Source organism: Undibacterium sp. KW1, from assembly GCF_009937955.1.
GTDB lineage: Bacteria > Pseudomonadota > Gammaproteobacteria > Burkholderiales > Burkholderiaceae_D > Undibacterium.
In genome coordinates, this window is the sequence record NZ_AP018439.1 from 253,147 (window position 1) to 276,953 (window position 23,807).

A 23,807-nucleotide genomic window follows, 5' to 3' on the forward strand; every position below is an offset into this window, starting at 1 on the left:
CAAAAGCTAGTCGACTTTATGGCCTATGGTCAAAGAGAAATGCTGTAATTGATCAAGGAAGGCCTTGTTGGAAATATAGACACTGACGATGCTGCGTTCTGCATCATTGATCCAGAACTTGATATAACCTATGGCTTTCTGCTTGATAAACAGTTTGATCAGCACATGAAATATACCGGCGCCTATGGCAGCCCCCAGCACAGCCTGGCCTTGTGGCGTACCGGCTGAGCCGCCGACCATGAAGCCGGTGATCTGCGTCCCGCCTGGTTCGAACATCTCCCAGCGCAATAACTGGCTGGCTGCTACGGTTTTCCTGATTTTGCCGTCGATCAGGAAAATCGTATTGGTGTGGTAGTTGATCGCCATCGCATTGTCGCCACAGATGTCGATGCAGGATTCAGTAGTGACCTGTGACATGTCACGTATTGCTTTGATCATGTCCTGATGTGCCTGTTTGGCTTTGCGATAATTCGCATAAAAACTGTAAGGTATCCAGAGTAAAATCGGGAGCCCGAAGATATTACGCAGGTACTGCTCGTGAACGACACTTGCCAGCAGGTATAGCAAAACCCAGGCAATCAATAGTGTGCGTACATTCGGGCGTTTGAGCAAACTCAGTATGACCATGATTACTCCGCGGCTTTACAAGGGCAACACTTGCGCCATGTTTTGCGAATAGATGACCCGCACTGGCTGGCCTACGTAATAGTTGCGTCCCTGTTGTTCCTGGGTGACAGTGATCAGGCTGCCATTGCTGCGCAGGCGCACGACTATTTCCAGACCCGCTACGTTGACCACGGAGTTTTGTTCTGCGATGGAATTGCCGACTACGCCGCCAACCACGCCTCCCAATACGGTACTGACCTTCCTGCCGTTGCCCTTACCTATCTGGTTGCCCAGGGCGGCGCCTGTCACTGCACCAACGACCGCACCTGTAGCCCCGGTTTTCCCCTGCTTTTGTAGCGTGGTTCTGCGCAAGTCCTGAATATCGCCGACGTCGCCAGTCTGTTGATCCTGAAAGCCACCGGCCCTGACATTGCTGTATTCATTTTGCGCGGGAGTGGTGGTGCAAGCCGTAGCGGCAACAAGAAACAGTGCCAGCGGAATAAATTTTTTCATTTACAGAGTAGCCTCATGCAGAATTTACGGAAATATGACGGTGTTTTCCCAAGCTATTATAAATATCAAACTATAAATAATTCCCGATTTATATTGTAAGTTTGTATTTCAAATTCAAACTTAATGAAGTTTTTGATAATGTTTTTATTGTAATATCATTCAGCATTCCTGGATAGCGGGTGCAAGCTGCCGCATTGTTGTTACTTGCCAAAAATAGATCACAAGCTGGGCCCCAGCTTCATTTTCTTGATAAGCAAATTCGAAATGCTTCCTTGTTATTTAAAGGCAGTATTTTTATGATCGTTTTCATTATTAAACTCATTTCAATAAAGGGACATCTTGATGAAGCTGGAAACCATAGCAGTACATGGTGGTTACACACCTGATCCGACTACGCGCGCGGTTGCCGTGCCTATTTATCAGACCGTTGCCTATGCCTTTGATAATACCCAGCACGGTGCGGATCTGTTTGATCTCAAAGTACAGGGCAATATTTATTCACGCATCATGAATCCCACCAATGATGTGCTGGAAAAACGCGTGGCGGAGCTCGAAGGCGGTATTGCCGGTCTGGCCCTGGCTTCTGGCCAGGCGGCGATTACCTATGCGATACAAACCATTGCCGAGGCAGGTGACAATATCGTCTCTGCCTCTACACTGTATGGCGGAACCTATAATCTGTTCGCCCATACCCTGCCGCAGTTCGGCATAGAAACCCGTTTTGCTGATTACCGTGACCCTGAGTCCTTTGCCAAGTTGATCGATGCTAAAACCAAGGCAGTATTTGTAGAATCTATCGGCAATCCACTAGGCAATATTACGGATATCGAAGCCATCGCCAAAGTCGCCCACCAACATGGCGTTCCATTGATCGTCGATAACACCGTGCCTTCCCCATATTTGTTGCGCCCGATAGAATTTGGTGCAGATATCGTCGTGCATTCACTGACAAAATACCTCGGCGGGCATGGCAATTCCATAGGTGGCATCATCGTTGATTCTGGCAAATTCCCCTGGGCTGAGCACAAAGAAAGATTCAAACGCCTGAACGAGCCTGATGTCTCTTACCACGGCGTGGTATATACCGAAGCGTTGGGGCCTGCAGCGTATATAGGACGTGCCCGCGTCGTACCTTTACGTAATACTGGTGCTGCCTTGTCGCCCTTCAATGCCTTCCTGATCTTGCAGGGCATAGAAACCCTGGCCTTGCGCCTGGACAGGATTACCGACAACACCATCAAGATTGCCCATTACCTGGATAAGCATGCGAAGGTGAAGTGGGTGAATTATGCCGGCTTGCCTGAACACAAGGACCATGCGCTCGCGCAGAAATACCTGGGTGGTAAACCTTCTGGCATCCTGACTTTTGGTCTCGAAGGCGGGCGTGAAGCTGGTGGTCGCTTCCAGGACGCCCTGCAACTATTCACCCGTCTGGTGAATATAGGCGATGCCAAATCTCTGGCCTGTCATCCGGCCAGCACCACGCATCGTCAATTGAACCCTGAAGAGCTGGCAAAAGCCGGTGTCACTGAAGACACTGTGCGTTTGTCGATAGGCATAGAACACATTGATGACCTGATTGCTGATCTGGAGCAGGCACTGGCTGCAACCTAGCGGTCGGCCTTTCAGGCTAGCTTGCCTCAATGACGCTGGCGGCACTGGATGTGGTGCCTGCCAGCGGCAATTCAAAAAAGAATTGGCTGCCAACATCCACAGTGGAGGTGAAGCCTATGCTGCCCTCCATTTTTTCTATGATGGTTTTGCAAATATTCAAACCCAGGCCAGTGCCACCTTTTTTGCGGGTATTGGAACCATCGACCTGACTGAATTTCTGGAATATCTTGTTATGGAAATTGAGGGGTATGCCGCAGCCATGGTCGGTAACGATGACCTTGACTCTTTGTCTGGTCAAATTCATTTCCACCGTCACTTCTACTTCGCCCCCTTTGTGAGAGAACTTGATCGCGTTTGACAACAGATTGGCAAGTACCTGGCCAACGCGGTGACGATCGACATTGACCATCAATTCGGAATAAGCCTCATGCCATTTGATGCTGACATCATATTGATCGGCATACGACTTGTTGGCACTGATGGCATCCTGGATCATTGGGCCAATCTGGCTGAGCTGGAAATTGAATTCCATCTTGCCGGAGGCGATTTTTTCCAGGTCGAGAATATCATTGATCAAGTGCAGCAGGCGGTCACCATTGCGCATTGCAACGGTTATCAGTTCCTGGGCTTTATCCGGTACCTGGCCAGCAACGCCGGCGGCTACCAGGCGCAGCGAGCCATTGATCGATGTCAGTGGAGTACGCAGCTCATGGCTGACCATGGAGACGAACTCATTCATCATCATCTCCACCCGCTTGCGGTCAGCAATATCAAAGCTCATCGCATAAAACCCCGTGACTTGACCGGCATCGTCATAGGCAGGCACATACACAGACTGATAATAGTAGGTACGTCTATTTAATTTACCCTCGCCTTCAAAGCTGACACGTTCACCCGCCAATACTGCCTGCACATGAGGTGCATGGGCCTTGTAAAATTCATCGCCAACAACTTCACGCAAAGTGCGCCCCAACAGATACTCGGGCTTGATGCCAAATTCTGTCGTGACGAAAGCATTCACGAATAAATAGCGTTCTTGCCTGTCCATGAAAGTGATTATGCAGGGCAGGTTATCTGTAATGGCTTGCAAACGATTTTGTACAACGCGTTGCTCCTGCAAGGCATTTTCCAGTTGGCTGGCTTTCAGCTCAATTTCACGCGTGCGTTCAATCACGGTTGCTTCGAGATTTTGATTGCTGCGTTCGATCTTGGTCAGGTATTGTTCTTCTTTTTCCAGCATTCCCGCTATCGTGGTCGATAAAAGCTGGGCTTCATGAAAGCCGTGAACCACAACGGGGAAGAGCGGTTGCTCTGCCTGTGAATCGCGGTTTTGGGTACGTTGTTCCATGAAGGTACTGAGTTTAGTCAGCGATGAGGACATGAGCCTTGCCAACAGCGATGCCAGCAGTGCCAGCACGATGCATAGTATGGCGCCAGAAATCATGATTTCACGCTGCAGGTTATACAAACCAGCCATGGCAACATCCTTGGGCTGGCGCACCAGTATGCTCCATTGCAAGGCGGGGTAATTACGTGCCTGTCCACTCATGGTGTAGGCAGTCAGATATTTCTGCGGGCCTTCCCATACTTCTTCCGTCACGCCACTCTTACCCGAACGCGACAGCATCAGGCTGTTAGGAGATATCTTGCTCTCTTCCATCTTCAGCGGACCTAGCAAGACGGTGCCATCTTCCCGCGCCACCATGATTTCTGCCGCATATTGTTTGTCAGCGGGTGCCAGTATGTTTTGCACCAGATTGCGCGTCCAGCTCCAGCTCAGATGCACCCCCAGCACGCCACGCAACTTGCCTTCAGAATTGTAAACGGGGATGGAGACATCGACAAAACGCCAGGGGTCTATGCTGTAAGGCAGTAGCTTCTGCAACAACAGGGCAGGGTGGTAATCACCCGCATACAAGGCCTTCTTGCCTTCAATAAACCAGGGCCGCTTACTGACATCCTGCCCTTCCAGCATGCCCTTGGTAGATGCCAGCACTTTACCTTCAGGATCAGCCAAACCTATCCAGGCATAGTCAGAAAAGTTGTGTTGCAGGTGATCGAGGATGCGGCGTACATCCGCAGGATCTTTGCCGTCTTTGACTTCATTCAGTTGCGACAGCAGTTGCACATCGCTGACTGATTTTTGCATGACCTGGTCGAGTGAATCGCGCATTTGCCAGGCAACTTGCTGCAGTCTTTGCTCTGCTTCTTTCTGAGCATAGTTTTTGGCGAAGTGATCAACCAGCAGCAGGGCCGAGAGAATGGTACACAATACTACCGCACTCACCCCCAGCGTAAGCAGAGTCGCTAGCCTGGGATACGAGGTAGATTTAGCTGTAGCCATAGTAGCGATAAAGTAGAGGGATTCTAATATCATACGCCTAACAGACTGCATTGCCATATTGGCGCAATGCAGCAAATGCCAGCTTTATGGCAATAGCTACAGCATATTTGAATTTCGGATAATTAACTTCATTTTTATTCGTTTTCTGTCTTAGGTAATTTCTGTACATTCAATCTCTGTGACGAAAAACATGAATACAGAGAACGTGTATGACAGCTTCCCCACTTATTGAGTCCCCAACTGAACCTCTGACATTGACTGCTGCCCGCCAGCGCGCCAAAGACGCTGGCCTGCCATTTGCTGGCAGCGTTTCCCCGACGGATGCCTGGGATTTGCAGCAGCAAGGCCTGGCCGTGATCGTTGATGTGCGTAGTAATGAAGAACGCAAATTCGTCGGTCATTTACCAGACAGCCTGCATGTAGCCTGGGCGACAGGCACGGCACTCACGCGCAACCCGCGCTTTGTCAAAGAGCTCGAAGGCAAACTCAAGGACAAGCAGAGCGTGGTCTTGCTGCTTTGTCGCAGCGGTAAACGTTCGGCATTGGCAGCAGAAGCCGCCAGCAAGGCTGGTTTGCCAAACGTCTTCAATATAGAACAGGGTTTTGAGGGCGAGCTGGATGAGGCGCAGCAGCGTGGGCATAGTGGTGGCTGGCGCTTTCACAAGCTGCCCTGGGTGCAAGATTGAAGTAATAGAAGTAATAGAAGTAATAGAAGTAATTGCGGACTTAAGGACTTGAGAGGGCAGAGCATCATGGGACAAGCATTGCAACAGACTAAAGAGACACGCGCCTCACTGTTCGGCATAGAGCAGGTTGTCAGTGAGCTGGCGGTAGTACGCCATGCCTGGCGCCGTCGCCAGCAAAGATCAGCAGAGCCTGGCGGGCGTGAATTGCCTTCGCGTGATGCACTGGCAAAAATTCTTAATGACTTGCGCGGTGCGCTCTTTCCCATGCGTCTGGGGCCGCCTGAATTGCGGCAAGAGAGTGAAGATTTTTATGTAGGCCATACGCTCGATACGGTCCTGCATTCACTACTTGGGCAGGTCAGGCTGGAACTCAGCTATGCTTCGCGCTATCACGAAGAAGAGGGTCTGCATATCGATGACCGCGCTCTGACGATAGTGCGTGAATTTTCCCGCGCCTTGCCGGGCATACGTTCTTTGCTGGACAGTGATGTCATTTCGGCTTATCAAGGTGACCCGGCGGCGCGCACGGTCGATGAAGTCTTGCTGTGCTACCCCGGCATACTGGCGATGATACATCACCGTATCGCCCATCAACTATACCAGCTAGGCGTACCACTGCTGGCGCGTATTGTTGCCGAGATTGCGCATGGCCAGACCGGCATAGACATCCACCCCGGTGCCAGCATAGGTGCTGGCTTTTTCATCGATCATGGTACTGGCGTGGTGATAGGTGAGACTGCCGTCATCGGCCAGCGCGTGCGTATTTACCAGGCTGTCACGCTGGGAGCAAAACGCTTTCCCAGTGACGATGATGGCAAGCTGCAAAAAGGTTTGCCACGCCACCCCATCGTTGAAGATGATGTGGTGATCTATGCCGGTGCCACGGTACTGGGCCGCGTCACCATAGGCCGCGGCGCCATCGTTGGCGGCAATGTCTGGGTCACCAGCGATGTGGCGGCGGGCAGCCATGTCAGCCAGGCCAGCTTGCGGCACGAACAGCAAAATCCCGTTTCTCTGGTTTGAATAAGTGAGCTTCAAATAAACAGCCGTGAACTACATAACACGGCTGCTTATCCCCGCACGCCTGTTCATTTTTTTATGCACTGACTTTTATGGAGTGAAGCAATGACCGATGTAACTAGTGAAGTAACTACTGGCAATTTTGCGCTAGGTGATAATGCCGCCAGGCAGTTGGCGAATGCCACCAAGACCGTACCCCAGTTATCCACCATCTCGCCACGCTGGCTGGTGCATCTGCTGCAATGGCTGCCGGTAGAGGCAGGTATCTACCGCCTCAACAAGGTAAAAAATCCCAAGGATGTGCGTGTAGCCTGCTCGCAGCGCGATGAATCCGAATTGCCGCAAACCTTTGTCGATTATGACGAACAACCACGCGAGTATTTCCTTAATGCCGTCGCTACCGTGCTGGACGTGCATACCAGTATCTCTGATCTGTACAGTAGCCCGCATGACCAGATCAAGGAACAATTGCGCCTGACCGTAGAAACCATCAAGGAAAGGCAGGAAAGCGAACTCATCAATAATCCTGATTATGGTCTGCTGGCCAATGTGCATGATGATCAGCGTATTTCCACCCTGACCGGTGCACCTACACCGGATGACCTCGATGATTTGCTGACCAAGGTCTGGAAAGAGCCTGGCTTCTTCCTCGCCCACCCACTCGCAATTGCTGCCTTTGGCCGTGAATGCACACGCCGTGGCGTGCCACCACCAACAGTCAGCCTGTTCGGTTCGCAATTCCTGACCTGGCGCGGTGTGCCACTGGTGCCGTCTGACAAGTTGCCTATCGAAGATGGCAAAACAAAAATCATCCTGTTGCGCGTTGGTGAAAAACGTCAGGGTGTGGTTGGTTTGTTCCAGCCTGGCCTGGCGGGTGAACAAAGCCCTGGTTTGTCTGTGCGCTTCATGGGCATCAACCGCAATGCGATTGCCTCTTACCTCATCTCCCTGTACTGCTCGCTGGCCGTATTGACAGATGATGCCGTGGCTGTTCTGGATGACGTAGAGATCGGTAAATACCATGACTATCCTGACACCTACAAATAATACAACTTCGGCAAATTCAGGTTTGCCGGATGAAGCTTCACTGAACCGCATGGCATCAGAATTTTTTGCCCTCGTGCCAGGTGCGGCCCAAGCGGCTGCGCAATTTTTGCCGGGCTTTAGCAAGGGCAATACACCTGAAGCACCACCGTCGGCGCGTACGCCAGTCCACGATAGCAGCTCGGTGCAAAGCCAGCCTTCTGTCTCCGCCAGTGGCGTACCACAAAATGCTGGTAGCAGCATTGCGCCATCACGCCCGCAAGTGGGTGGTGTCAGTTCAAGCACGCCCTATTATTTTGTCGGGCATGAGCACGGCTATCCTGTTGCTGACAATAATCTTGACAGCCTGGCGGCGCAAGGAACAGGTACGGGCACTGGCAAACAGTCAGGCGCGAGTGCTTTCAACGTACCGGGGCAAGAGCAATTGCAACGCATACTGGGTGAGTTATATCCAGCCTCTGCGCCTGCACCGCAAGCCAGTGGCACTGCTGCGCAACCTGCGTATTATTTCCAGCAAGGCGAGCAAGACTACTGGGATCAGGCACCTCGAGCCGCTAATCCATCCTTGGCAGCACCCTTTGACATCAACGCCGTGCGCAGGGATTTCCCTATCCTGGCCGAGCGTGTCAATGGCAAGCAACTGGTGTGGTTTGATAATGCAGCCACCACGCACAAGCCTAAGTCGGTGATAGACCGCATCAGTTATTTCTATGAGCATGAAAACTCAAATATTCATAGAGCGGCGCATGAACTGGCAGCACGCGCCAGCGATGCTTATGAGTCTGCACGCAAAAAGGTAGCCAACTTTCTGGGCGCTGCCAGTGAGCAGGAAATCATCTTCGTGCGCGGTGCGACTGAAGGTATCAATCTGGTAGCGCAAACCTTTGGCAAGAAGTTCATAGGTGCGGGTGATGAGATCATCGTCTCTGAGCTTGAACATCATGCCAATATCGTGCCCTGGCAGCAACTGGCGGCTGAGAAAGGAGCTGTCATACGCGTCATTCCTGTGGATGACAGTGGCCAGGTCTTGCTTAATGAGTACCGCAAGCTCCTGAACAGCAAGACCCGTCTGGTGGCGGTAACGCAAGTGTCCAATGCCCTGGGTACCATCGCCCCTGTGCATGAGATTACTGCCCTGGCCCATGCTGCCGGTGCCCGCGTACTGATCGATGGGGCGCAAGCCGTGTCACATCTGCGCGTGAACGTGCAGGCGCTGGATGCTGACTTTTATGTCTTCTCGGGTCACAAAATATTTGGCCCGACAGGCATAGGCGTGGTGTATGGCAAGAAGGCCTTGCTGGAACAACTGCCACCCTGGCAGGGCGGCGGCAATATGATTGCAGATGTGACTTTCGAGCACACCCGTTATCAGCCAGCACCGGCACGCTTTGAAGCTGGCACGGGCAATATTGCCGATGCAGTTGGCCTGGGGGCCGCACTTGATTATGTCGAGCGCATAGGCCTGGAAAATATCGCCCTGTATGAACATGCCTTGCTGGAATATGCAACGCATGGGCTGAAGAGCATACCCGGTGTGCGCCTGGTCGGTACTGCGCATCAAAAAGCCAGTGTCGCGTCTTTTGTGCTGGCGGGATATGAAACGGCAGAAGTCGGCAAGGCACTCAATGAGGAGGGAATCGCAGTACGTTCCGGCCATCATTGCGCCCAACCAATTTTGCGCCGCTTTGGTCTGGAAGCAACGGTGCGGCCTTCGTTTGCTTTCTACAATACTTGTGAAGAGATAGACCGTTTGCTGGCTGTGGTACGCAGGCTGGCAAATAATCGCAAGTGAATTTACAAGTGAGGTAAATTAATTTAATGCATCTGCCCGTTAGAAATAACGGGCAGTTTTTTTACTTCATTATTATTTCTGTACTGCCTTCAACACAAACTCACTGGTGTCGCGCAATACTGCCTTGGCGTTCGCCGGTTTGTCCATCATGCGCGACAACAGCAGGCCACCTATCAGTGAAGACAAGACGCCATGCGCGGTAGCAGCATCATCCTTAACCCCTGAACGATGCAATTGTTTGCTGATGATAGCTAATAGCTGCTCAACCCCTTGCGCCATTACTTCCTTGCTGGCTGCTTCGCCGCGCGCGGCTTCTGCCCCGAGTGCCGCAATCGCGCAACCATGGCCCGGATGTTCACTATGCGCCCGGCTCAGGTAACTATGCACCAGGCTGGCGATGGCTTCTTCGTCGCTGACCAGTTCTGTCTTGCGCAGCAGTTCTGTACGTGTGCTTTCCAGCGCGGTACTGCAGGCTTCGGCAATCAGGGCTTCCTTGGATTCAAAGTGTTTGTAAAAACCGCCATGCGTGAGCCCGGCTTCTTTCATCAGGTCGGCCACGCCTATGCCATTGATGCCATGTTCACGATACAGGCGGGCAGCGGTTTCCACTATGCGCTCACGGGTTTGCGCGGCTTGTTCGCGGGTAGTTCTCATTTGCTCAATTCCTAAAAAATCTGCCAACCAGCGTTTTCATTTTAATACTGATTTTAATCAAGTTTGACATGAATCTCTATTTTAGATGATAATCAACATCCATTGGATTATATTCGTCATCTAATTTCGGGGGCAGCATGAATACATCAGCCAGAGCAACAAATAATGCAACAAATAATGCAACAAATAATCCAATAAATAATGCAACAAATAAGCCCATCATGGACATGATCTTGCAGGCATTCACCCGGCCGCAAAGGCAGGTAGAAACTGAAGATGATAAAAAGGCACTGGCGCAGGCGCGGCCCGTCACCATTCCTTATGCCGGGCTGGAGTTGCGTGCCTGGACCTGGGGACAGGGGCCGCAAGTCTTGCTTCTGCATGGCTGGGAAAGCCGCGCCAGCCACATGGCAGGCTTTGTCGCCCCTTTGCTGCGGGCAGGTTTTAGCGTGACGGCGCTGGATGCACCTGCACACGGTGCATCGCAAGGCGAAACGACCAATGTACTCGACTATGGCAAAGCCGTTGTCGCTGTGGCAAAACATCTGGGAACACTGACTGCCACGATCGCCCATTCAGTAGGCTCCGCCGCCAGCCTGTATGCGTTTGCGCAAGGCGTACAAGTCAAGGCTAGTGTGCATCTGTGCGGCCCGGCTTCGCTGACACGCGTATTCCAGCATGCAGCCAGGGCAGGTGGACTGGACGAAGCAACCAGGCAGCAGCTGGAAGACATGCTGGCAAGCAGCATAGGCGCACCGCTGTCGTCCATGGATTTGTCCCAATTGCAGCATGGCATGCGTCACCCCGCCCTGATCCTGCATGACCCTGAAGATAAAGAAATGCCCTATACAGAAAGCCAGGCCCTGGCTGCTGCCTGGCCGCAAGCCAGCCTGGTCGCAAGCGCAGGAACCGGACACAGGCGCATCTTGCGCACGCCAGAGATACATGCGGCAGCTGTCAGCTTCATCATTAACAAACTTGCCGCCGATATTGTTGAAAGAGTGGTAGGAGCCGGAGAAGCATCATGAAAAATATTAGCCCCTGGCCGACCTTTGCGCTGGCCAGCGTTGCTGTATTTCTGGTGTCGCTTGATGCCACCATAGGATTCGCTGTCTTCCCCGCATTGCGTCATGCCTTCCCCGATGTTCGGCCCAGTGAACTGTCCTGGGTGTTGAACGCCTATACCATCGTCTATGCTGCGTTACTGGTCCCCGCCGGTCGCCTGGCAGATTTATTGGGGCGCAAGCGTTTGTTCATACTTGGTGTGGGCGTGTTCACCCTGGCATCCGGTTTGTGCGGTGTGGCTGGCAGCACGGGTATGCTGATCTTTTTCCGTGTCTTGCAAGCTGTTGGTGCGGCCTTGCTGACGCCAACTTCTTTGGCACTGGTATTGCAGGCTTTTCCTATTGAGAAGCGTGCCATTGCTGTCAGTCTGTGGGGTGCGGTTGCTGCGCTGGCAGCGGCAGTCGGGCCTAGTGCAGGTGCGCTCATTATAGAAAGCATCAACTGGCAATGGGCATTTTTGATCAATGTGCCCATAGGTATTATTGCCATGATCAGGGCGGCGCTAAGCCTGTCAGAATCACGCAACCTGGAAACCGGCCATCGCTTTGACTGGCCAGGTGTATTTTTGCTCATCGCAGGCAGTGGCTTGCTGATACTCGGCATAGTCCAGTCCGACAACTGGGGCTGGCTGGCACCATCAACTCTTGCCACCATCAGCGCCGGCGTAGCGATACTTCTTGTTTTTATCTTTTGGGCCAAAGGCAAGCCACACGCAGCGGTGGATTTGAGTTTGTTCGAGGACAGGAATTACCGCTTTGTGAATGCCGCCACCCTGGTATTTGGGGCCGCGTTTACCGCCATGTTCCTGAGCTTCTTTTTATTCATGACGGCAATCTGGCATTATGGTCTGATCAAGGCCGGTTTTGGCATAACGCCCGGCCCTTTGATGGTCATGCCAGTGGCAATTATCTCTGGCCGCTACGTTGCCCGCTTTGGGCACAAACCTCTGCTGGTCTCAGGTGGATTGATCTATGCATTGAGCGGCTTATGGTTCTACCTGAACACCAGCCTGACTGCTGATTATCTTACGGTATGGTTGCCCGGCATGCTGCTCAGTGGCATAGGTGTAGGCCTGGTGTTGCCATCACTGTCAGGCGCAGCGGTGGCACGCCTGCCTGCCAAGCGTTTTGGCGTGGGTAGTGCGGTGAACCAGGCGGTACGCCAGTTTGGTTCGGCCCTCGGTGTGGCTTTTACGGTGACCATACTGGGTGGACAGGGACAGAATCTGCAGCAATTCCGCTATGTTTATCTTTTCCTGATTGCGGGTGGCGTGCTGACTGCCTTATTAAGTATGTTCATCAGGACGCAAGTCGTGCAGAAACCTCAGATACCAGCCGATGCAGCAGCAACAGCCTGATCCAGATAACCAGGCTCATGCATCGGGATAAATCAACAAATCCCGTGCATGGGCAAGCGCATCATCGAGCCTGTCATTTCCCCAGTACATCTGCCCGCCCACAAAAAAAGTGGGCGCACCAAAGATGCCCTTGCTCATGGCCAGTTCGGTTTGCTTGCGCAACTTCAATTTGTTTTCATCGCTCAGGGCTTGCGCGATGATTTCAGTTGCGGGCAAGCCCATGTCGTTCAGCACAGCAGCGACCACATCTTTGTTATCGATATCCCGGTCATGCGCAAAATTCATTTGCATGATGCGGCGACAATATTCTGCCATCCAGTCTTGCTCCGCACCCAGTACCGCGACCCTTAAGGGCAAGATCGCCGGGCGTGGGAAATTGCCGGGCTTTTTCCAGGGCAGGCCATACTTGCGGCATTGTCTTTCCATATCCAGCCAGACATAATCGCCTTTGGCTTTCTGCAATACAAAGGGCGATGTCTGCCATCCCAGAGCCTGGAATATGGGGCCAAGCAGGAAGGGCTGCCAGCGCACCCTGACACCTGCCCTGGCCGCATCCTGTTCTATGCGCATGACGCTCAGGTAGCTGTAATTGCTGCCAAACTCAAACCAGAAATCAATGACAGGCATGCTGCTTATCGGGATATCCATCGTGACCTCCTTTTCAAAATACCACCAGGCAGCGCAGCTCTATGCTTTCTCTTGGTGGTGCATCAAGCGGTGCATGCGGGTGATCAAATGCAGCATGTGGTGTAAAACGCGAAACGCCATTGAACTGGCTGTCATATTGCTTGAAGATCAGCGCCTCATGCGGCTGCATTTCGGCGAAATAAGACCAGCGATGCCTTGGTGAAAATCTGGACAAATAAATCTCACCCGTGCGGTTAGGGTATTTGACATCGCAAGCCAGCAGATGCGATTGCCTCACTGTGCGTGCATCACAAATGGCCAGTGGTGTATCGAGCACGGTGTTGTGGGTAGGGCGCCAGATATTGATGATGCAATAACGCCGTATCTGCGCCATCACTTCCAGATCCCGGATCACCAGGCCAAGGCGCTTTTGCCCTGACTGTTCAGTATAGTCATTATGTATGCGCCCATTGGCGGCGGCCAGACCGCTCTCTGCGCGCCTGCCAAATGACAACGTGGCTTGCCTGGTTTCGCGTCGCCTGACGAGGTGGTCAAAAACATAGGCCTGCTTGCCACCAGTAACAGCCAGCGCAAGTTCACGCGCTTCCTGATAATAGTCAGACCTGACTTCTTCATGATCCATGAAGTTTTTGACGGAAGTGGGCGCATCCCATAATTCAAAACCCTCGCGTTCAAGCTGCGGCTCCTGTTCAGCCTGACGTGCATCATGTATCGCAACTTCACGCAAATCGTAAGTGGCGTTTTCCCAAGGGATGCCAGCTGGTGGTTCAAAGGTATAACTGACAGGTCGCTGACCATCAGGCAAAACATAGCTCATGGGCGCCAGCACGTAACTGCTGCCAGGCATTGATACAGGTAGTGAAAATTCCCTTTGATGCTCAGTAAAGACATGCATATCGCCTCCCGCCATATCGTGACGAAGCCGCGCTTCCGGATGGTAAGTTCAGGGCTGTCGTCTATGGATATTTAAACGGATGCGAGGCTGATATTCAAACGAGATTTTTGCGTGATTCGCATGCTTGGTGTGCATGTCAAATGCAAGAACGATAAATGGATTCTGTTGGTATCAACAATTGTTCCGGTAGGTCAGCATGCGCGAATTGCTGCAACACAAACGGCGTGATATCGGTGATTTCCAGTATTTCTTTTTTGCCATAGCGCGTCAGCATTTCTCCGCGCAAACCTAATTGCAGCGCGCGCCGTGGCAGGCAGTTGCCCACAGGATCGTGATCAGGGTCCCACTGCAAACGCACGTCTGAGGTTTCTATCGCCTGCTTCCATATTTCTTGTGTGGGAAATTCTGAGGCGGCAAAAGATGATGGAATAGCCTGCGCTAAAATTTCATCAAAAAAACTGCGCTTGATGCGTATTGCCAGTACACGTACTTGCCCAGCTTTTTGTGCCCAGCCAGACCGAAACATCATCCATAAAAAATTGGGCTTGATCCAGCTCATGCGTGTATAGCTGTATGCACCGCCAAAGTATTGGTGCTTAACTGCAAAATCGGCAATGGCATCAGAATATGCCTGATAGACGATGATAGTATCTTCGTCAAATTGCGCCATGATGTGCTTGCCATTCTCTGGCCAGTGTTTTACTTGTGTTTTATAAGCTTCAAATTTCATTTTTTAATATTTGTGTTCAGACAGTAGTCTGCTTCTGACTTCCATCAACGCAAAACCCAGCAAATTCAAGCCTTGCCAAAGTTTTGGGTTATTGCTGTCAGGATGATCTTGCGCCAGACCTGTGCCCCAGATTCTATCCAGCGGGCTGGCTTCGACGATGATCTTGTCTGCGGTACTTAACAGGTATTGCTTCAGTTTTGGGTTTTGTGAAAATTTCGCATAGTTGCCTTCGACTACTATCTGGAAGCGTTGCTCTACCCATGTCGATTCATCATAATTCTTCACTTTCCTGCCCAGGCGCTTCACCATATCCGGGTCGCTGGCCGCCAGTATTTCTTTGAACACGATCTGGTCACGGAACAGCCTGGCCTTGCCAGCCATCATATAATGTTCAGCCGTAGGGTAAGTGATGCCATCGATCTGGAACGGCGCAACAAACCACTGACTGAAGCAGGCTTTATCTGGTTGTAAGCCGCGCTGCTTATGACCCCAGAAATGCAGATAGTTGAACTGCTTGCCCTCGTCTATCTGCTTTAATAATTCTTCTCGCGTATTCATATCTTTCCTGTACGGTCCGAATTGCTATCCACGGACCAGGCCAATACCCAGGCATGCTGTTCTGTAGTTTGCGGCGTCTCTGGCCAAAAGTTTTTCTTTTCCATCTGCTGCCATAATTGCGCCAGTTCCTGCAAGCCTGCCTTGCTGTCCTGGTGTTGCTCTGCCAGATAGCAGCCGATCACCGTGCCGGTGCGGCCTATGCCGCCAAAGCAATGCACATACACGGTATGCTGCTTTGCAAGTGCTTCGTGCAGTGCATGCAGGATTTCCTGCATCTGCCCTGGCGATGATGGAGTATGTCGGTCTGGGATGGCAAAGCGGCGATGTTGAGCCTGCATGCCGCGCTCTTCAGCCAGCTTTATCAACAGCGGTGCGTAAGGGGCCAGTTCATCTTCTTCTGTCAGGTCGATAAAATAATCAACGCCGCAATCGAGATATTGCCCCAGCCTTTGCGCTGCCGTGTTTGCATCCAGGGCACCCGGGTATTCGCCTGCCAGTAATTTTCCTGGTCTTACCCAGTAAGTATTCTTATGTGGTCGCTTAATTGTCATCACTCGTCCTGATCAAATATTTGGGTGGCACGCTATCACATAGCCACACGCCATTCGCCGATACAAAAAACTGGATACCGTCTTCCTGCATCTGTTTTGCCATGACTTGCAAGATAACCGGCGTACCATGCCGCGCACCAACTGTACGCGCTGTTGTCGTATTTGCCGACAGATGCACGTGATGACGCGAACCAGGGCGTAGCCCTTCCTCCATGATGGAAGCGATAAAACGGCTGGCCGTACCATGATACAAAACGTCTGGCGGTACTGTCACAGGCAAAGCCAGATCCACCGCTACCGAATGCCCCTGGTTTGCACGTATGCGCAAACCATCTTCACTGAGTGCAAAGCGTTGCTTGTCAGAAGTGCGCACCGCTTCATGCAAGTCTTCCAGCTTGAAACGCTTGCCATGCTTCGCGGCCTGGCTCATTAGTGTAGCTATTTCTGTCCAGCCTTGTGCATCCAGAGTGATGCCTATGGAGTCGGGCTGGTGGCGCAGTACATAGCTGAGAAATTTACTGAAGTTTTTATTGTTATTATTCATTTTATTTTTTTGATTTATTGTCGTAACTTATTTATTGTTCGTGAATGTGGTTTCGAAAGCCTGAAGACTTCCGGTGTTTTTCTTATCCAGTACAGCAAAGACAATCTTTTCAAACGCGCCATGAAAAATCGATCCAGGTGATAGGGCATTTAAGAAGCAAGCAGCGATTTTTTGCGGATCGTTGCCGAATACCCCGCAGCCCCAGGCGCCCAGTACCAGATGTCTATGTCCATGTTTAAGTGCCAATGCCAATACAAGATTGATCCTGTTGAGCATAATGCCAGCCGCTTCGCCGACACGCTCAGGTTCATTCATTTTTAATGCACCCAGATTGACGGCAGGTGCAGTGATGAAGGATGCGTTGTAGAAGTTATCCAACAAGGCATAATCCTCATCCCTGAATACAGGTACGTTTGGCGAATAAATCATGTCATCGCTATAGATGCAAGATTGTAAGGCGCGATTCTTTTCATACATGGCAGTCATTTGCGCAATGCAGGGATATAAACCAGATGATTTCGCCAGATTTTCTTCCTGCGCTTCTGAGCCACTCAAAAAGCCGCCACCTGGGTTTTTGGCAGATGCGAAATTCAGGCAAAGTGGGCTCACTCTATTTTCTGATGCCAGTCGACTGGCTGCTGTCAGGCAGCCTTCATTGGTGACGCTGATAGCAGTAGCAAATTTTTCACCAGACTTGAGTGCGCGCAACACTTGCTTTAATTCTTCAGGCGAGTAGTGGATGGATGCTTGCTTTGCGGCCGTCAAACTACCTTGTATGCTGACCTGATTGCCATGCTGGCTGATATAGTTGCCACGTTCTAGTATTGCCAGGGTTTCCTGGGCAATGTCGGCTCTTCGTTTTCTATTGATTACTGTAGTTTGCATTATTTTTCTCTATCTTATTGTTGTCAGTAAGAATATATGAATCCCGTATAAGTGAACTATAAACTATCTTATTGAAAAAAATCACCTAAGATAGTTTCATAAAATAACTAAGGATGAAGAAATGTTGTTTAATTGCAGAGTAAGGCTGCTTGAATGGCAGTAAAACTTAGATAAGTGGTGCTGAAAAGAAATTCAGCAGGTAATTTATTATGTATGCAGGTTTGTAGTCTTAGTATTTGCAACTAATTGTAATCGGTTACTTGAGAAGACCGGTACTTAGACAAACGCATGTTCCGTGCTAACTTATTGAAAATAAAAACTTATTTTTAACTATGAGCGCTATTTTTAGTGTTGATAAGGCGAGCAAAAAGAAAATGCGGATACTTAGTTGCAAAAAATAACTAAGTGACCTACAATAGAATCAGCCTCACAAGAAAAGGAAACATCATGAAACGCAATTTGCAAGTCCTCATCATTGATCCGCAAAATGATTTCTGTGATTTGCCGCCAGCTTATCTGGCAAGGGATGCGCATAGCGCAGAGTCATTATCGCCAGCCCTGCCTGTGCCTGGTGCCCATGCCGACATGTTGCGCGTGGCTGAACTTATCAATAAAGGCGCAGATGGCATCAGCGGTATCAGCATCACTCTGGACGCACATCATCGCTATGACATTGCCCATCCCACTTTCTGGATGACGGGGCAGGGCGCGGCAGTGGCTCCTTTCACCAGCATCTCGGCAGAGGCGGTACGCGCTGGCGAATATCAGCCACGCCAGCCAGAAGCTTTGCCACACGCGCTGGCCTACCTGGATGCGCTGGAAGCCGAAGGCCGTTATCAACTGATGATATGGCCGGTGCACTGCGAAATTGGCTCATGGGGGCAGAATGTGCATGCAGATGTGCGTGCAGCCTATAATGCCTGGGAAGAAAAACAACTGGGTGTGGTCAACAAGATCAACAAAGGCTCCAATCCGTGGACCGAGCATTATTCAGCGGTGAAGGCAGAAGTGCCAGATGCCACTGACCCTGACACGCAACTGAACCAGCAATTGATTACAGAACTCAGTAAGGCTGACCGCGTGTATATTACTGGTGAAGCAGGCAGCCATTGTGTGAAGGCGACCACTGAACATCTGGTAGAGAACTTCGCCGCAGCCGATTTGCACAAGCTGGTATTGGTGACCGATTGCATGAGCGCAGTCACAGGATTTGATGCACAGTTTGACGGCTTTGTGCGCGACATGGCCGCCAGGGGATTGCAGATTGCGAAGATGGCAGACGTATTGCCTGAGTTGCTGGCGAATGCATAGAGGCCGCAAAAGATAAATGAGTAGGGGGTGCTGTGCGCACCGTCCCTTTTGTCAAAAAATCGCGAGCTGATGGTTGTTTGTGGGTGCGTCAAGCAATGCTGCGCATGGCGCATCACTACTTAAGTGACACTAGAAAAGAAAAATATGAAACCCGTAGTTCAAAGTTTGCTGGAAACTGATTTATATAAATTCACCATGTGGCAAGCCTTGCTGCATAGCCATCCAAATACCCAGACTGAATATGCTTTCGTTTGCCGCAATTCCACGGCTTATCCGCTGGCAGAATTGAAGGAAGATGTTGAACGTGAAATCGATCATTTGTGCGCGCTTAATTTTACGGAAGATGAACTCGATTATTTGCGTTCCTTGCGCTTTATCAAAAGTGACTTCACTGATTTTTTAACGGTCTTTCATTTTCAGCGTAAATTCATCAAGGTCAGTACCGATGGCGACAGCTTGCAAATCGTGGCAACTGGCCCGCAAGTGCATGTCATGGGTTTTGAAATCTTTGTACTGCATATTGTCAATGAATTATATTTCCGCCGCTTGCAAACAGAGCAGACTCTGGTTGAGGGTAGAAACAGGCTGGCAGCCAAGATAGAACAAATCCGTGAATTTGGAAAAGAAGCACCTAGAGCTCACCCTTTTGAATTCTTTGATTTTGGTTTGCGCAGGCGCTTCTCTGGTGAATGGCATGATGAGGTCGTCGCCACGCTGGCGCGTGAAGTGCCGCAATTCTTCAAGGGCACATCGAATGTCTATCTGGCCAAGAAACACAAGCTGGTGCCCATAGGCACGATGGCGCATGAATACCTGCAGTCTTACCAGTCTTTTGGCGTGCGCCTGCGTGATTTCCAGAAAGCCGCACTGGAAGACTGGGTGCAGGAATACCTTGGTGACCTGGGTACAGCATTGACAGATGTGGTCGGCATGGATGCCTTCTTGTCTGACTTTGACCTGTACTTTGCCAAACTGTTTGATGGCCTGCGCCACGACTCTGGTGATCCTGTGGTCTGGGGCGAAAAGGCCCTGGCTCACTATGCGAAGTTACGCATAGATGCACATACCAAGCGTCTGGTGTTTTCTGATGGTCTGAATCTGGAAACTGCCTTCAGCCTGTACCGCCATTTTTCTGACCGCACCATGACAGGTTTTGGCATCGGCACGAATCTGACGAATGACACTGGTATCAAAGCCTTGAATATCGTTATGAAGCTCATGTCCTGCAACGGACAGCCAGTCGCAAAATTGTCTGATTCTGCTGGCAAGACCTTGTGTACTGATGAAACCTTCCTCGCTTACCTGCGTCAGGTTTTTCATCACCCTATTATTTAAATTCAGGACTTTTTCATCATGTTGAAACTGGCAGTTGCACAATTAAATTATATGGTCGGTGACTTTGCTGGCAATATTGCGGCGATCATCCAGCATATGCAAAAAGCTGCGGCAGCTAATGCTGACGTCGCAGTATTCAGCGAACTCTGTGTTTGTGGCTATTATCCCGGCGATTTGCTCGAAGACAGCGCCTTTTTATCGAAGGCTGAGCAGGCATTGGCTAGCATCATGCAGGCTTCCAGGGATTATCCTGATCTTGTAAGCGTGATCGGCACTGTGCGTCCAAACAAAGGGCAGGGCAAAGCTTTGCATAATGCTTTGCTGGCGATACGCAATGGTGAGATTGTAGCTGAATACTATAAACAATTGCTGCCGACTTATGGCATCTTTGATGAGCGCCGCCATTTTGAACCAGGACAGGAAGTTGCCAGCACACTGGATGTGGCAGGACACAAGCTTGGCTTCATGGTCTGTGAAGATGGCTGGAATGATGAAGAGCATGATTACCAGGTTAATCCTTTCAACGCACTGACAGTAGCCAAGGTCGATCTGATCATCAGCATCAATGCCAGCCCTTCAGATATAGGCAAGCGCCAGCAAAGACATGCGATGTTTGCCAAGGCCGCTGCGCATCATCAATTGCCTTTGCTGTATGTGAACCAGGTTGGTGGGCAAGATCAACTGGTGTTTGATGGCGCTTCTTTTGCGGTCACACCTGATGATGGCGTGACTTTTGAAGCAGCACGTTTTGAAGAAGATTTTCAGTTGCTGGGATTTGCAGACAAACAGTTTTCTGCGATTGATGGTACTGCATTGGCCAAACCGGATAGTGCGGGCTTGTCTGTGCCAGAATTTACCCGTCGTCAGATCGTCCTGGGCCTGCAAGACTATGCGCGCCGTTGTGGTTTCAAGCAGGTGGTGGTCGGTTCTTCAGGTGGTATTGATTCGGCATTGACGATTGCCCTGGCAGTGCAGGCACTGGGTGCAGAAAATGTGATCGCCATCACCATGCCATCTGCGTATTCAAGCACAGGTTCGGTGTCTGACTCTGTCAAATTATGCGACAACCTGCAAGTCAAATTGCATACGCATCCCATATTGAGTCTGGTGGAGCAATATGCCAAGGGTTTTGAAGATGCATTTGCATTACCCCTGCGTGGATTGACGCAAGAGAATTTGCAGGCCCGCATACGTGGCACCATACTCATGGAATACTCAAATGCCTTTGGCGCACTGTTGCTGACGACTGGTAACAAGAGCGAAATATCGGTTGGTTACTGTACCCTGTATGGCGACACCAATGGTGGCCTTGGCCTGATTGGGGACTTGTACAAGACAGAAGTGTATGCCTTGTCGCAACATGTCAACGATGCAGCCGGGCGCGAAATCATCCCGCAGGATGTATTGACCAAGCCACCGTCTGCGGAGCTTGCACCTGGCCAGCTTGATACAGACAGCCTGCCACCGTATGATGAGCTCGATGAAATGCTGAAATGGCATATAGAAGGCAAGCGCCTGCCAGCGCATGAGTTTGCCAAGGCCCAGGCCTTTGTGGAAAAATTGCAAAAGACAGAAGCTGGCCAGAAAAGCCTGAGCCGTATCATGGGCATGGTGGCGCGCAATGAATATAAGCGCCGCCAGGCGCCGCCCATCATCCGCGTGCGTGGCCGTGCTTTTGGTAGTGGACGCCAAATGCCGATTGCGGCAAAGTACAGCAATTAAGATTAGGGCGTGTTGACATATCTATTTTGCATGAGGGCTGTTAACTTTTCCGAAAATGTGTTTACATCCTTGAATTTGGGCGAATCAAGGATGTCGAGAATGTTGTTGCGTGACGATCAATGGGCAAGAATAGAGAGGCTGTTGCCTGGACGAACAGGAGGCGGAGGCAGGGCTGGTGGAAATGACAGGCTGTTTATTGACGCAGTGTTGTGGATAGCCCGCACAGGTAGTCCGTGGCGAGATTTGCCGGTTGAGTTTGGCTACTGGAACACGGTCTATACGCGCTTTGCGCGGTGGTCTGAACGAGATTGTTGGCAAAGTATTTTTTCTGTGTTGCGAGAAGAAGCTGATTTTGAAGAGGTGTACCTTGATAGCACAGTGGTGAGAGCACACCAACACGCAGCGGGCGCAGCCAAAAAAAAGGAGAGCAAGCTCTTGGCCGTTCTCGCGGGGGATTGACTACTAAAATTGATGTATGTGTGGAAGGCTTGGCGGAAGAAGCCCGTTTCCTGCTTACTGGGGGGCATTGTCATGATGTGACGCAAGCAGAGGCATTACTCAAAGACCTACAGCCAGGAGCAGTACTGGCAGACAAAGCTTATGATGCCAATGCTTTGATTGCGCGCATTCAAGAGAGAAATGCGAAGGTTGTGATCCCGTCAAAATCGAACCGGAAAGAGCCAAGAGAAATTGATGCTTTTCAGTATCGCAACCGCAATGTAATCGAACGTTTTTTTGCGAGAATCAAACAATTCAGACGAATTGCAACACGCTATGACAAGTTGGCTTCTCGCTTTGCCTCATTCTTCGCTATTGTTGCTTCTTTTGAATGGCTAAAATGATATGTCAACACGCCCTAATCAAAGTTATCTTTTATGAAGTCAGCCATGCAAATTGACGTTGCAGTATTGATAGGACGCTTTCAACCATTTCATAACGGCCACGCCACGCTCCTGCAACTGGCGCTGGAAACGGCAGAAGAAGTAGTCGTCATACTGGGTTCATCCTTCCATGCGCGCAGTACCAAGAACCCTTTCACCTGGCAAGAGCGGGCAGACATGATCAATGCGACGCTCACGTCCGCTGAGCGTGACAGGGTGTCGTATATTGCCGTGCGTGATTATTATGATGATGCACGCTGGGCGGCAGCAGTGCGTGGCAAGGTGGAAAGACACTTCCCTTATGCGAAGCGCATTGCCCTGATAGGTCACTTCAAGGACGCCTCCAGCTATTACCTGAACCGCTTCCCGCAATGGCAGTTGGTCGCTGCTGAACAATTACTGGCGATAGATGCCACTGTCATACGCAAGGTGTTGTTTGAGGCAGAAGATATGCGCGTATCACTTGATGTGATTGCCCATTACCTGCCACAGAGTGTGCGCCAGTACCTGAAGGCCTGGAGCATTTTGCCGCATTATGCTGTGCTGGTGAAAGAACATGCACAACTGCTGGCTTACCAGGAGGCATGGAAGGCAGCTCCCTATGCACCGACATTCGTGACTCTGGATGCCGTGGTCAAGGCGGCTGGTCATGTCTTGCTGGTGCAGCGCGGTGGGTTTCCGGGCAAGGGCTTGTGGGCACTGCCTGGCGGTTTCCTGGACCAGAATGAAAGACTGTTCCAGGGAGCGATACGCGAATTGTTTGAAGAAACCAATCTGGCGGTATTGGCATCCACGCTTGAGCATGCTTTGGTCGATGTCAAAGTGTTCGACCATCCAGGCCGCAGCCTACGTGGCCGCACGATTACCCATGCGCATTATTTTGATTTGCAGACTGATCACTTACCCGATATCCGTGCGGCGGATGATGCCGCGCAGGCAGCCTGGGTCGGCATAGACAAACTGGAAAACATGGAGGAGTTATTCTTTGATGATCACTTCCATATTCTTGACCAGTTTCTCAATTTGACCGCAAACGAGCACTGAGGCAACTC

24 protein-coding genes are annotated in these 23,807 nt (G+C 50.9%); 12 read left to right on the top strand and 12 right to left on the bottom strand.

The window, feature by feature from the left end; genetic code table 11:
* Nucleotides 1-6: 6 nt before the first annotated feature.
* Both UNDKW_RS01135 and UNDKW_RS01140 read right to left on the bottom strand, forming a co-directional pair.
* Complete coding sequence (locus UNDKW_RS01135) at nucleotides 7-627, bottom strand: hypothetical protein (RefSeq protein WP_162057250.1); 621 nt, start codon at nucleotides 625-627, stop codon at nucleotides 7-9.
* 15 nt (nucleotides 628-642) lie between these two features.
* Nucleotides 643-1,119 (bottom strand): glycine zipper 2TM domain-containing protein, encoded by a 477-nt coding sequence (locus tag UNDKW_RS01140; protein WP_162057251.1) that lies wholly within the window; start codon nucleotides 1,117-1,119, stop codon nucleotides 643-645.
* A 342-nt stretch (nucleotides 1,120-1,461) separates the two neighbouring features.
* Here UNDKW_RS01140 and UNDKW_RS01145 point away from each other — a divergent pair, with 342 nt between their 5' ends.
* A complete protein-coding gene (locus UNDKW_RS01145) occupies nucleotides 1,462-2,733 on the top strand; it encodes an O-acetylhomoserine aminocarboxypropyltransferase/cysteine synthase family protein (RefSeq protein WP_162057252.1) in 1,272 nt (423 codons plus the stop codon).
* 16 nt (nucleotides 2,734-2,749) lie between these two features.
* On the opposite strand, the gene UNDKW_RS01150 is transcribed toward UNDKW_RS01145, so the two are convergent.
* Complete coding sequence (locus UNDKW_RS01150; RefSeq protein WP_162057253.1) at nucleotides 2,750-5,077, bottom strand: ATP-binding protein; 2,328 nt, start codon at nucleotides 5,075-5,077, stop codon at nucleotides 2,750-2,752.
* A 209-nt stretch (nucleotides 5,078-5,286) separates the two neighbouring features.
* Between UNDKW_RS01150 and UNDKW_RS01155 the strand changes: the two genes are divergently transcribed.
* The 4 genes from UNDKW_RS01155 (at nucleotide 5,287) to UNDKW_RS01170 (ending at nucleotide 9,619) form a co-directional block, all read left to right on the top strand.
* Nucleotides 5,287-5,763, top strand: coding sequence for a rhodanese-like domain-containing protein (locus tag UNDKW_RS01155; protein ID WP_162057254.1), 477 nt, complete (start codon nucleotides 5,287-5,289; stop codon nucleotides 5,761-5,763).
* A gap of 66 nt (nucleotides 5,764-5,829) precedes the next feature.
* Nucleotides 5,830-6,786 (top strand): serine O-acetyltransferase EpsC, encoded by a 957-nt coding sequence (gene epsC / locus UNDKW_RS01160; RefSeq protein ID WP_162057255.1) that lies wholly within the window; start codon nucleotides 5,830-5,832, stop codon nucleotides 6,784-6,786.
* 102 nt (nucleotides 6,787-6,888) lie between these two features.
* On the top strand, nucleotides 6,889-7,830 hold the full coding sequence (locus UNDKW_RS01165; protein WP_162057256.1) for a family 2A encapsulin nanocompartment shell protein: 942 nt from the start codon (nucleotides 6,889-6,891) through the stop codon (nucleotides 7,828-7,830).
* Nucleotides 7,805-9,619 (top strand): family 2A encapsulin nanocompartment cargo protein cysteine desulfurase, encoded by a 1,815-nt coding sequence (locus UNDKW_RS01170; RefSeq protein ID WP_162057257.1) that lies wholly within the window; start codon nucleotides 7,805-7,807, stop codon nucleotides 9,617-9,619. Before UNDKW_RS01165 ends, UNDKW_RS01170 begins: the two co-directional genes overlap by 26 nt.
* 72 nt (nucleotides 9,620-9,691) lie before the next feature.
* Here UNDKW_RS01170 and UNDKW_RS01175 read toward each other — a convergent pair whose 3' ends face one another.
* Together UNDKW_RS01175 and UNDKW_RS01180 are read right to left on the bottom strand one after the other, a co-directional pair.
* Entirely contained in the window at nucleotides 9,692-10,273 is a 582-nt protein-coding gene (locus UNDKW_RS01175) for a TetR/AcrR family transcriptional regulator (protein ID WP_162057258.1), read from the bottom strand.
* A gap of 76 nt (nucleotides 10,274-10,349) precedes the next feature.
* On the bottom strand, nucleotides 10,350-10,496 hold the full coding sequence (locus tag UNDKW_RS01180; protein ID WP_162057259.1) for a hypothetical protein: 147 nt from the start codon (nucleotides 10,494-10,496) through the stop codon (nucleotides 10,350-10,352).
* Here UNDKW_RS01180 and UNDKW_RS01185 point away from each other — a divergent pair.
* Together UNDKW_RS01185 and UNDKW_RS01190 are read left to right on the top strand one after the other, a co-directional pair.
* Entirely contained in the window at nucleotides 10,495-11,301 is an 807-nt protein-coding gene (locus UNDKW_RS01185) for an alpha/beta fold hydrolase (protein WP_162057260.1), read from the top strand. The two genes, UNDKW_RS01180 and UNDKW_RS01185, sit on opposite strands and share 2 nt — an antisense overlap.
* Entirely contained in the window at nucleotides 11,298-12,695 is a 1,398-nt protein-coding gene (locus UNDKW_RS01190; protein WP_162057261.1) for an MFS transporter, read from the top strand. Before UNDKW_RS01185 ends, UNDKW_RS01190 begins: the two co-directional genes overlap by 4 nt.
* Nucleotides 12,696-12,710: 15 nt before the next feature.
* On the opposite strand, the gene UNDKW_RS01195 is transcribed toward UNDKW_RS01190, so the two are convergent.
* The 7 genes from UNDKW_RS01195 to UNDKW_RS01225 all read right to left on the bottom strand — a co-directional run bounded on the left by UNDKW_RS01195 (nucleotide 12,711) and on the right by UNDKW_RS01225 (nucleotide 17,506).
* Nucleotides 12,711-13,343 (bottom strand): 2-hydroxychromene-2-carboxylate isomerase, encoded by a 633-nt coding sequence (locus tag UNDKW_RS01195; protein WP_162057262.1) that lies wholly within the window; start codon nucleotides 13,341-13,343, stop codon nucleotides 12,711-12,713.
* Nucleotides 13,344-13,356: 13 nt separating this feature from the next.
* Nucleotides 13,357-14,190 (bottom strand): CmcJ/NvfI family oxidoreductase, encoded by an 834-nt coding sequence (locus UNDKW_RS01200; protein ID WP_162061713.1) that lies wholly within the window; start codon nucleotides 14,188-14,190, stop codon nucleotides 13,357-13,359.
* A 184-nt stretch (nucleotides 14,191-14,374) separates the two neighbouring features.
* Nucleotides 14,375-14,968, bottom strand: coding sequence for a DUF4291 domain-containing protein (locus UNDKW_RS01205; protein ID WP_162057263.1), 594 nt, complete (start codon nucleotides 14,966-14,968; stop codon nucleotides 14,375-14,377).
* 3 nt (nucleotides 14,969-14,971) lie between these two features.
* Nucleotides 14,972-15,526 (bottom strand): NADAR family protein, encoded by a 555-nt coding sequence (locus UNDKW_RS01210; RefSeq protein ID WP_162057264.1) that lies wholly within the window; start codon nucleotides 15,524-15,526, stop codon nucleotides 14,972-14,974.
* Nucleotides 15,523-16,077: a dual specificity protein phosphatase family protein gene (locus UNDKW_RS01215; RefSeq protein WP_162057265.1), complete on the bottom strand. Its 555-nt coding sequence runs from the start codon at nucleotides 16,075-16,077 to the stop codon at nucleotides 15,523-15,525. The genes UNDKW_RS01210 and UNDKW_RS01215 overlap by 4 nt, the downstream gene beginning before the upstream one ends.
* Complete coding sequence (locus tag UNDKW_RS01220; protein WP_162057266.1) at nucleotides 16,067-16,621, bottom strand: RNA 2'-phosphotransferase; 555 nt, start codon at nucleotides 16,619-16,621, stop codon at nucleotides 16,067-16,069. Before UNDKW_RS01220 ends, UNDKW_RS01215 begins: the two co-directional genes overlap by 11 nt.
* Before the next feature lie 27 nt (nucleotides 16,622-16,648).
* Nucleotides 16,649-17,506 carry a TIGR02452 family protein gene (locus tag UNDKW_RS01225; protein ID WP_197893069.1) on the bottom strand — a complete coding sequence of 286 codons (858 nt, stop codon included), beginning with the start codon at nucleotides 17,504-17,506 and terminating at the stop codon, nucleotides 16,649-16,651.
* Nucleotides 17,507-17,953: 447 nt separating this feature from the next.
* Here UNDKW_RS01225 and UNDKW_RS01230 point away from each other — a divergent pair, with 447 nt between their 5' ends.
* From UNDKW_RS01230 to UNDKW_RS01250, 5 genes are all read left to right on the top strand, one after another.
* A complete protein-coding gene (locus tag UNDKW_RS01230; RefSeq protein ID WP_162057267.1) occupies nucleotides 17,954-18,817 on the top strand; it encodes a cysteine hydrolase in 864 nt (287 codons plus the stop codon).
* A 144-nt stretch (nucleotides 18,818-18,961) separates the two neighbouring features.
* Nucleotides 18,962-20,152 carry a nicotinate phosphoribosyltransferase gene (pncB, locus tag UNDKW_RS01235; RefSeq protein WP_162057268.1) on the top strand — a complete coding sequence of 397 codons (1,191 nt, stop codon included), beginning with the start codon at nucleotides 18,962-18,964 and terminating at the stop codon, nucleotides 20,150-20,152.
* 18 nt (nucleotides 20,153-20,170) lie between these two features.
* A complete protein-coding gene (locus UNDKW_RS01240) occupies nucleotides 20,171-21,874 on the top strand; it encodes an NAD+ synthase (protein ID WP_162057269.1) in 1,704 nt (567 codons plus the stop codon).
* 90 nt (nucleotides 21,875-21,964) lie between these two features.
* Nucleotides 21,965-22,716 (top strand): IS5 family transposase gene (locus UNDKW_RS01245; RefSeq protein WP_370529157.1). Its coding sequence is split into 2 segments (ribosomal slippage): nucleotides 21,965-22,295 and nucleotides 22,295-22,716, totalling 753 coding nucleotides; the frame shifts between segments, so codons are not numbered across the junction.
* Between the two features lie 45 nt (nucleotides 22,717-22,761).
* Nucleotides 22,762-23,799, top strand: coding sequence for a bifunctional nicotinamide-nucleotide adenylyltransferase/Nudix hydroxylase (locus tag UNDKW_RS01250; RefSeq protein ID WP_232063192.1), 1,038 nt, complete (start codon nucleotides 22,762-22,764; stop codon nucleotides 23,797-23,799).
* Nucleotides 23,800-23,807 lie beyond the last annotated feature (8 nt).

What these genes read in the sequence shown, in the direction of transcription:
- UNDKW_RS01145 (WP_162057252.1), top strand. Translation starts at nt 1,462, where the DNA reads ATGAAGCTGGAAACCATAGCAGTACATGGTGGTTACACACCTGATCCG.
- UNDKW_RS01200 (WP_162061713.1), bottom strand. Translation starts at nt 14,190, where the DNA reads ATGCCTGGCAGCAGTTACGTGCTGGCGCCCATGAGCTATGTTTTGCCT.
- UNDKW_RS01240 (WP_162057269.1), top strand. Translation starts at nt 20,171, where the DNA reads ATGTTGAAACTGGCAGTTGCACAATTAAATTATATGGTCGGTGACTTT.
- UNDKW_RS01155 (WP_162057254.1), top strand. Translation starts at nt 5,287, where the DNA reads ATGACAGCTTCCCCACTTATTGAGTCCCCAACTGAACCTCTGACATTG.
- UNDKW_RS01165 (WP_162057256.1), top strand. Translation starts at nt 6,889, where the DNA reads ATGACCGATGTAACTAGTGAAGTAACTACTGGCAATTTTGCGCTAGGT.
- epsC (WP_162057255.1), top strand. Translation starts at nt 5,830, where the DNA reads ATGGGACAAGCATTGCAACAGACTAAAGAGACACGCGCCTCACTGTTC.
- UNDKW_RS01190 (WP_162057261.1), top strand. Translation starts at nt 11,298, where the DNA reads ATGAAAAATATTAGCCCCTGGCCGACCTTTGCGCTGGCCAGCGTTGCT.
- UNDKW_RS01220 (WP_162057266.1), bottom strand. Translation starts at nt 16,621, where the DNA reads ATGAATAATAACAATAAAAACTTCAGTAAATTTCTCAGCTATGTACTG.
- UNDKW_RS01210 (WP_162057264.1), bottom strand. Translation starts at nt 15,526, where the DNA reads ATGAATACGCGAGAAGAATTATTAAAGCAGATAGACGAGGGCAAGCAG.
- UNDKW_RS01135 (WP_162057250.1), bottom strand. Translation starts at nt 627, where the DNA reads ATGGTCATACTGAGTTTGCTCAAACGCCCGAATGTACGCACACTATTG.
- UNDKW_RS01170 (WP_162057257.1), top strand. Translation starts at nt 7,805, where the DNA reads ATGACTATCCTGACACCTACAAATAATACAACTTCGGCAAATTCAGGT.
- UNDKW_RS01185 (WP_162057260.1), top strand. Translation starts at nt 10,495, where the DNA reads ATGGACATGATCTTGCAGGCATTCACCCGGCCGCAAAGGCAGGTAGAA.
- UNDKW_RS01195 (WP_162057262.1), bottom strand. Translation starts at nt 13,343, where the DNA reads ATGGATATCCCGATAAGCAGCATGCCTGTCATTGATTTCTGGTTTGAG.
- UNDKW_RS01150 (WP_162057253.1), bottom strand. Translation starts at nt 5,077, where the DNA reads ATGGCTACAGCTAAATCTACCTCGTATCCCAGGCTAGCGACTCTGCTT.
- UNDKW_RS01205 (WP_162057263.1), bottom strand. Translation starts at nt 14,968, where the DNA reads ATGAAATTTGAAGCTTATAAAACACAAGTAAAACACTGGCCAGAGAAT.
- UNDKW_RS01140 (WP_162057251.1), bottom strand. Translation starts at nt 1,119, where the DNA reads ATGAAAAAATTTATTCCGCTGGCACTGTTTCTTGTTGCCGCTACGGCT.
- UNDKW_RS01175 (WP_162057258.1), bottom strand. Translation starts at nt 10,273, where the DNA reads ATGAGAACTACCCGCGAACAAGCCGCGCAAACCCGTGAGCGCATAGTG.
- UNDKW_RS01225 (WP_197893069.1), bottom strand. Translation starts at nt 17,506, where the DNA reads ATGCAAACTACAGTAATCAATAGAAAACGAAGAGCCGACATTGCCCAG.
- UNDKW_RS01230 (WP_162057267.1), top strand. Translation starts at nt 17,954, where the DNA reads ATGAAACGCAATTTGCAAGTCCTCATCATTGATCCGCAAAATGATTTC.
- UNDKW_RS01215 (WP_162057265.1), bottom strand. Translation starts at nt 16,077, where the DNA reads ATGACAATTAAGCGACCACATAAGAATACTTACTGGGTAAGACCAGGA.
- UNDKW_RS01180 (WP_162057259.1), bottom strand. Translation starts at nt 10,496, where the DNA reads ATGATGGGCTTATTTGTTGCATTATTTATTGGATTATTTGTTGCATTA.
- pncB (WP_162057268.1), top strand. Translation starts at nt 18,962, where the DNA reads ATGAAACCCGTAGTTCAAAGTTTGCTGGAAACTGATTTATATAAATTC.
- UNDKW_RS01250 (WP_232063192.1), top strand. Translation starts at nt 22,762, where the DNA reads ATGCAAATTGACGTTGCAGTATTGATAGGACGCTTTCAACCATTTCAT.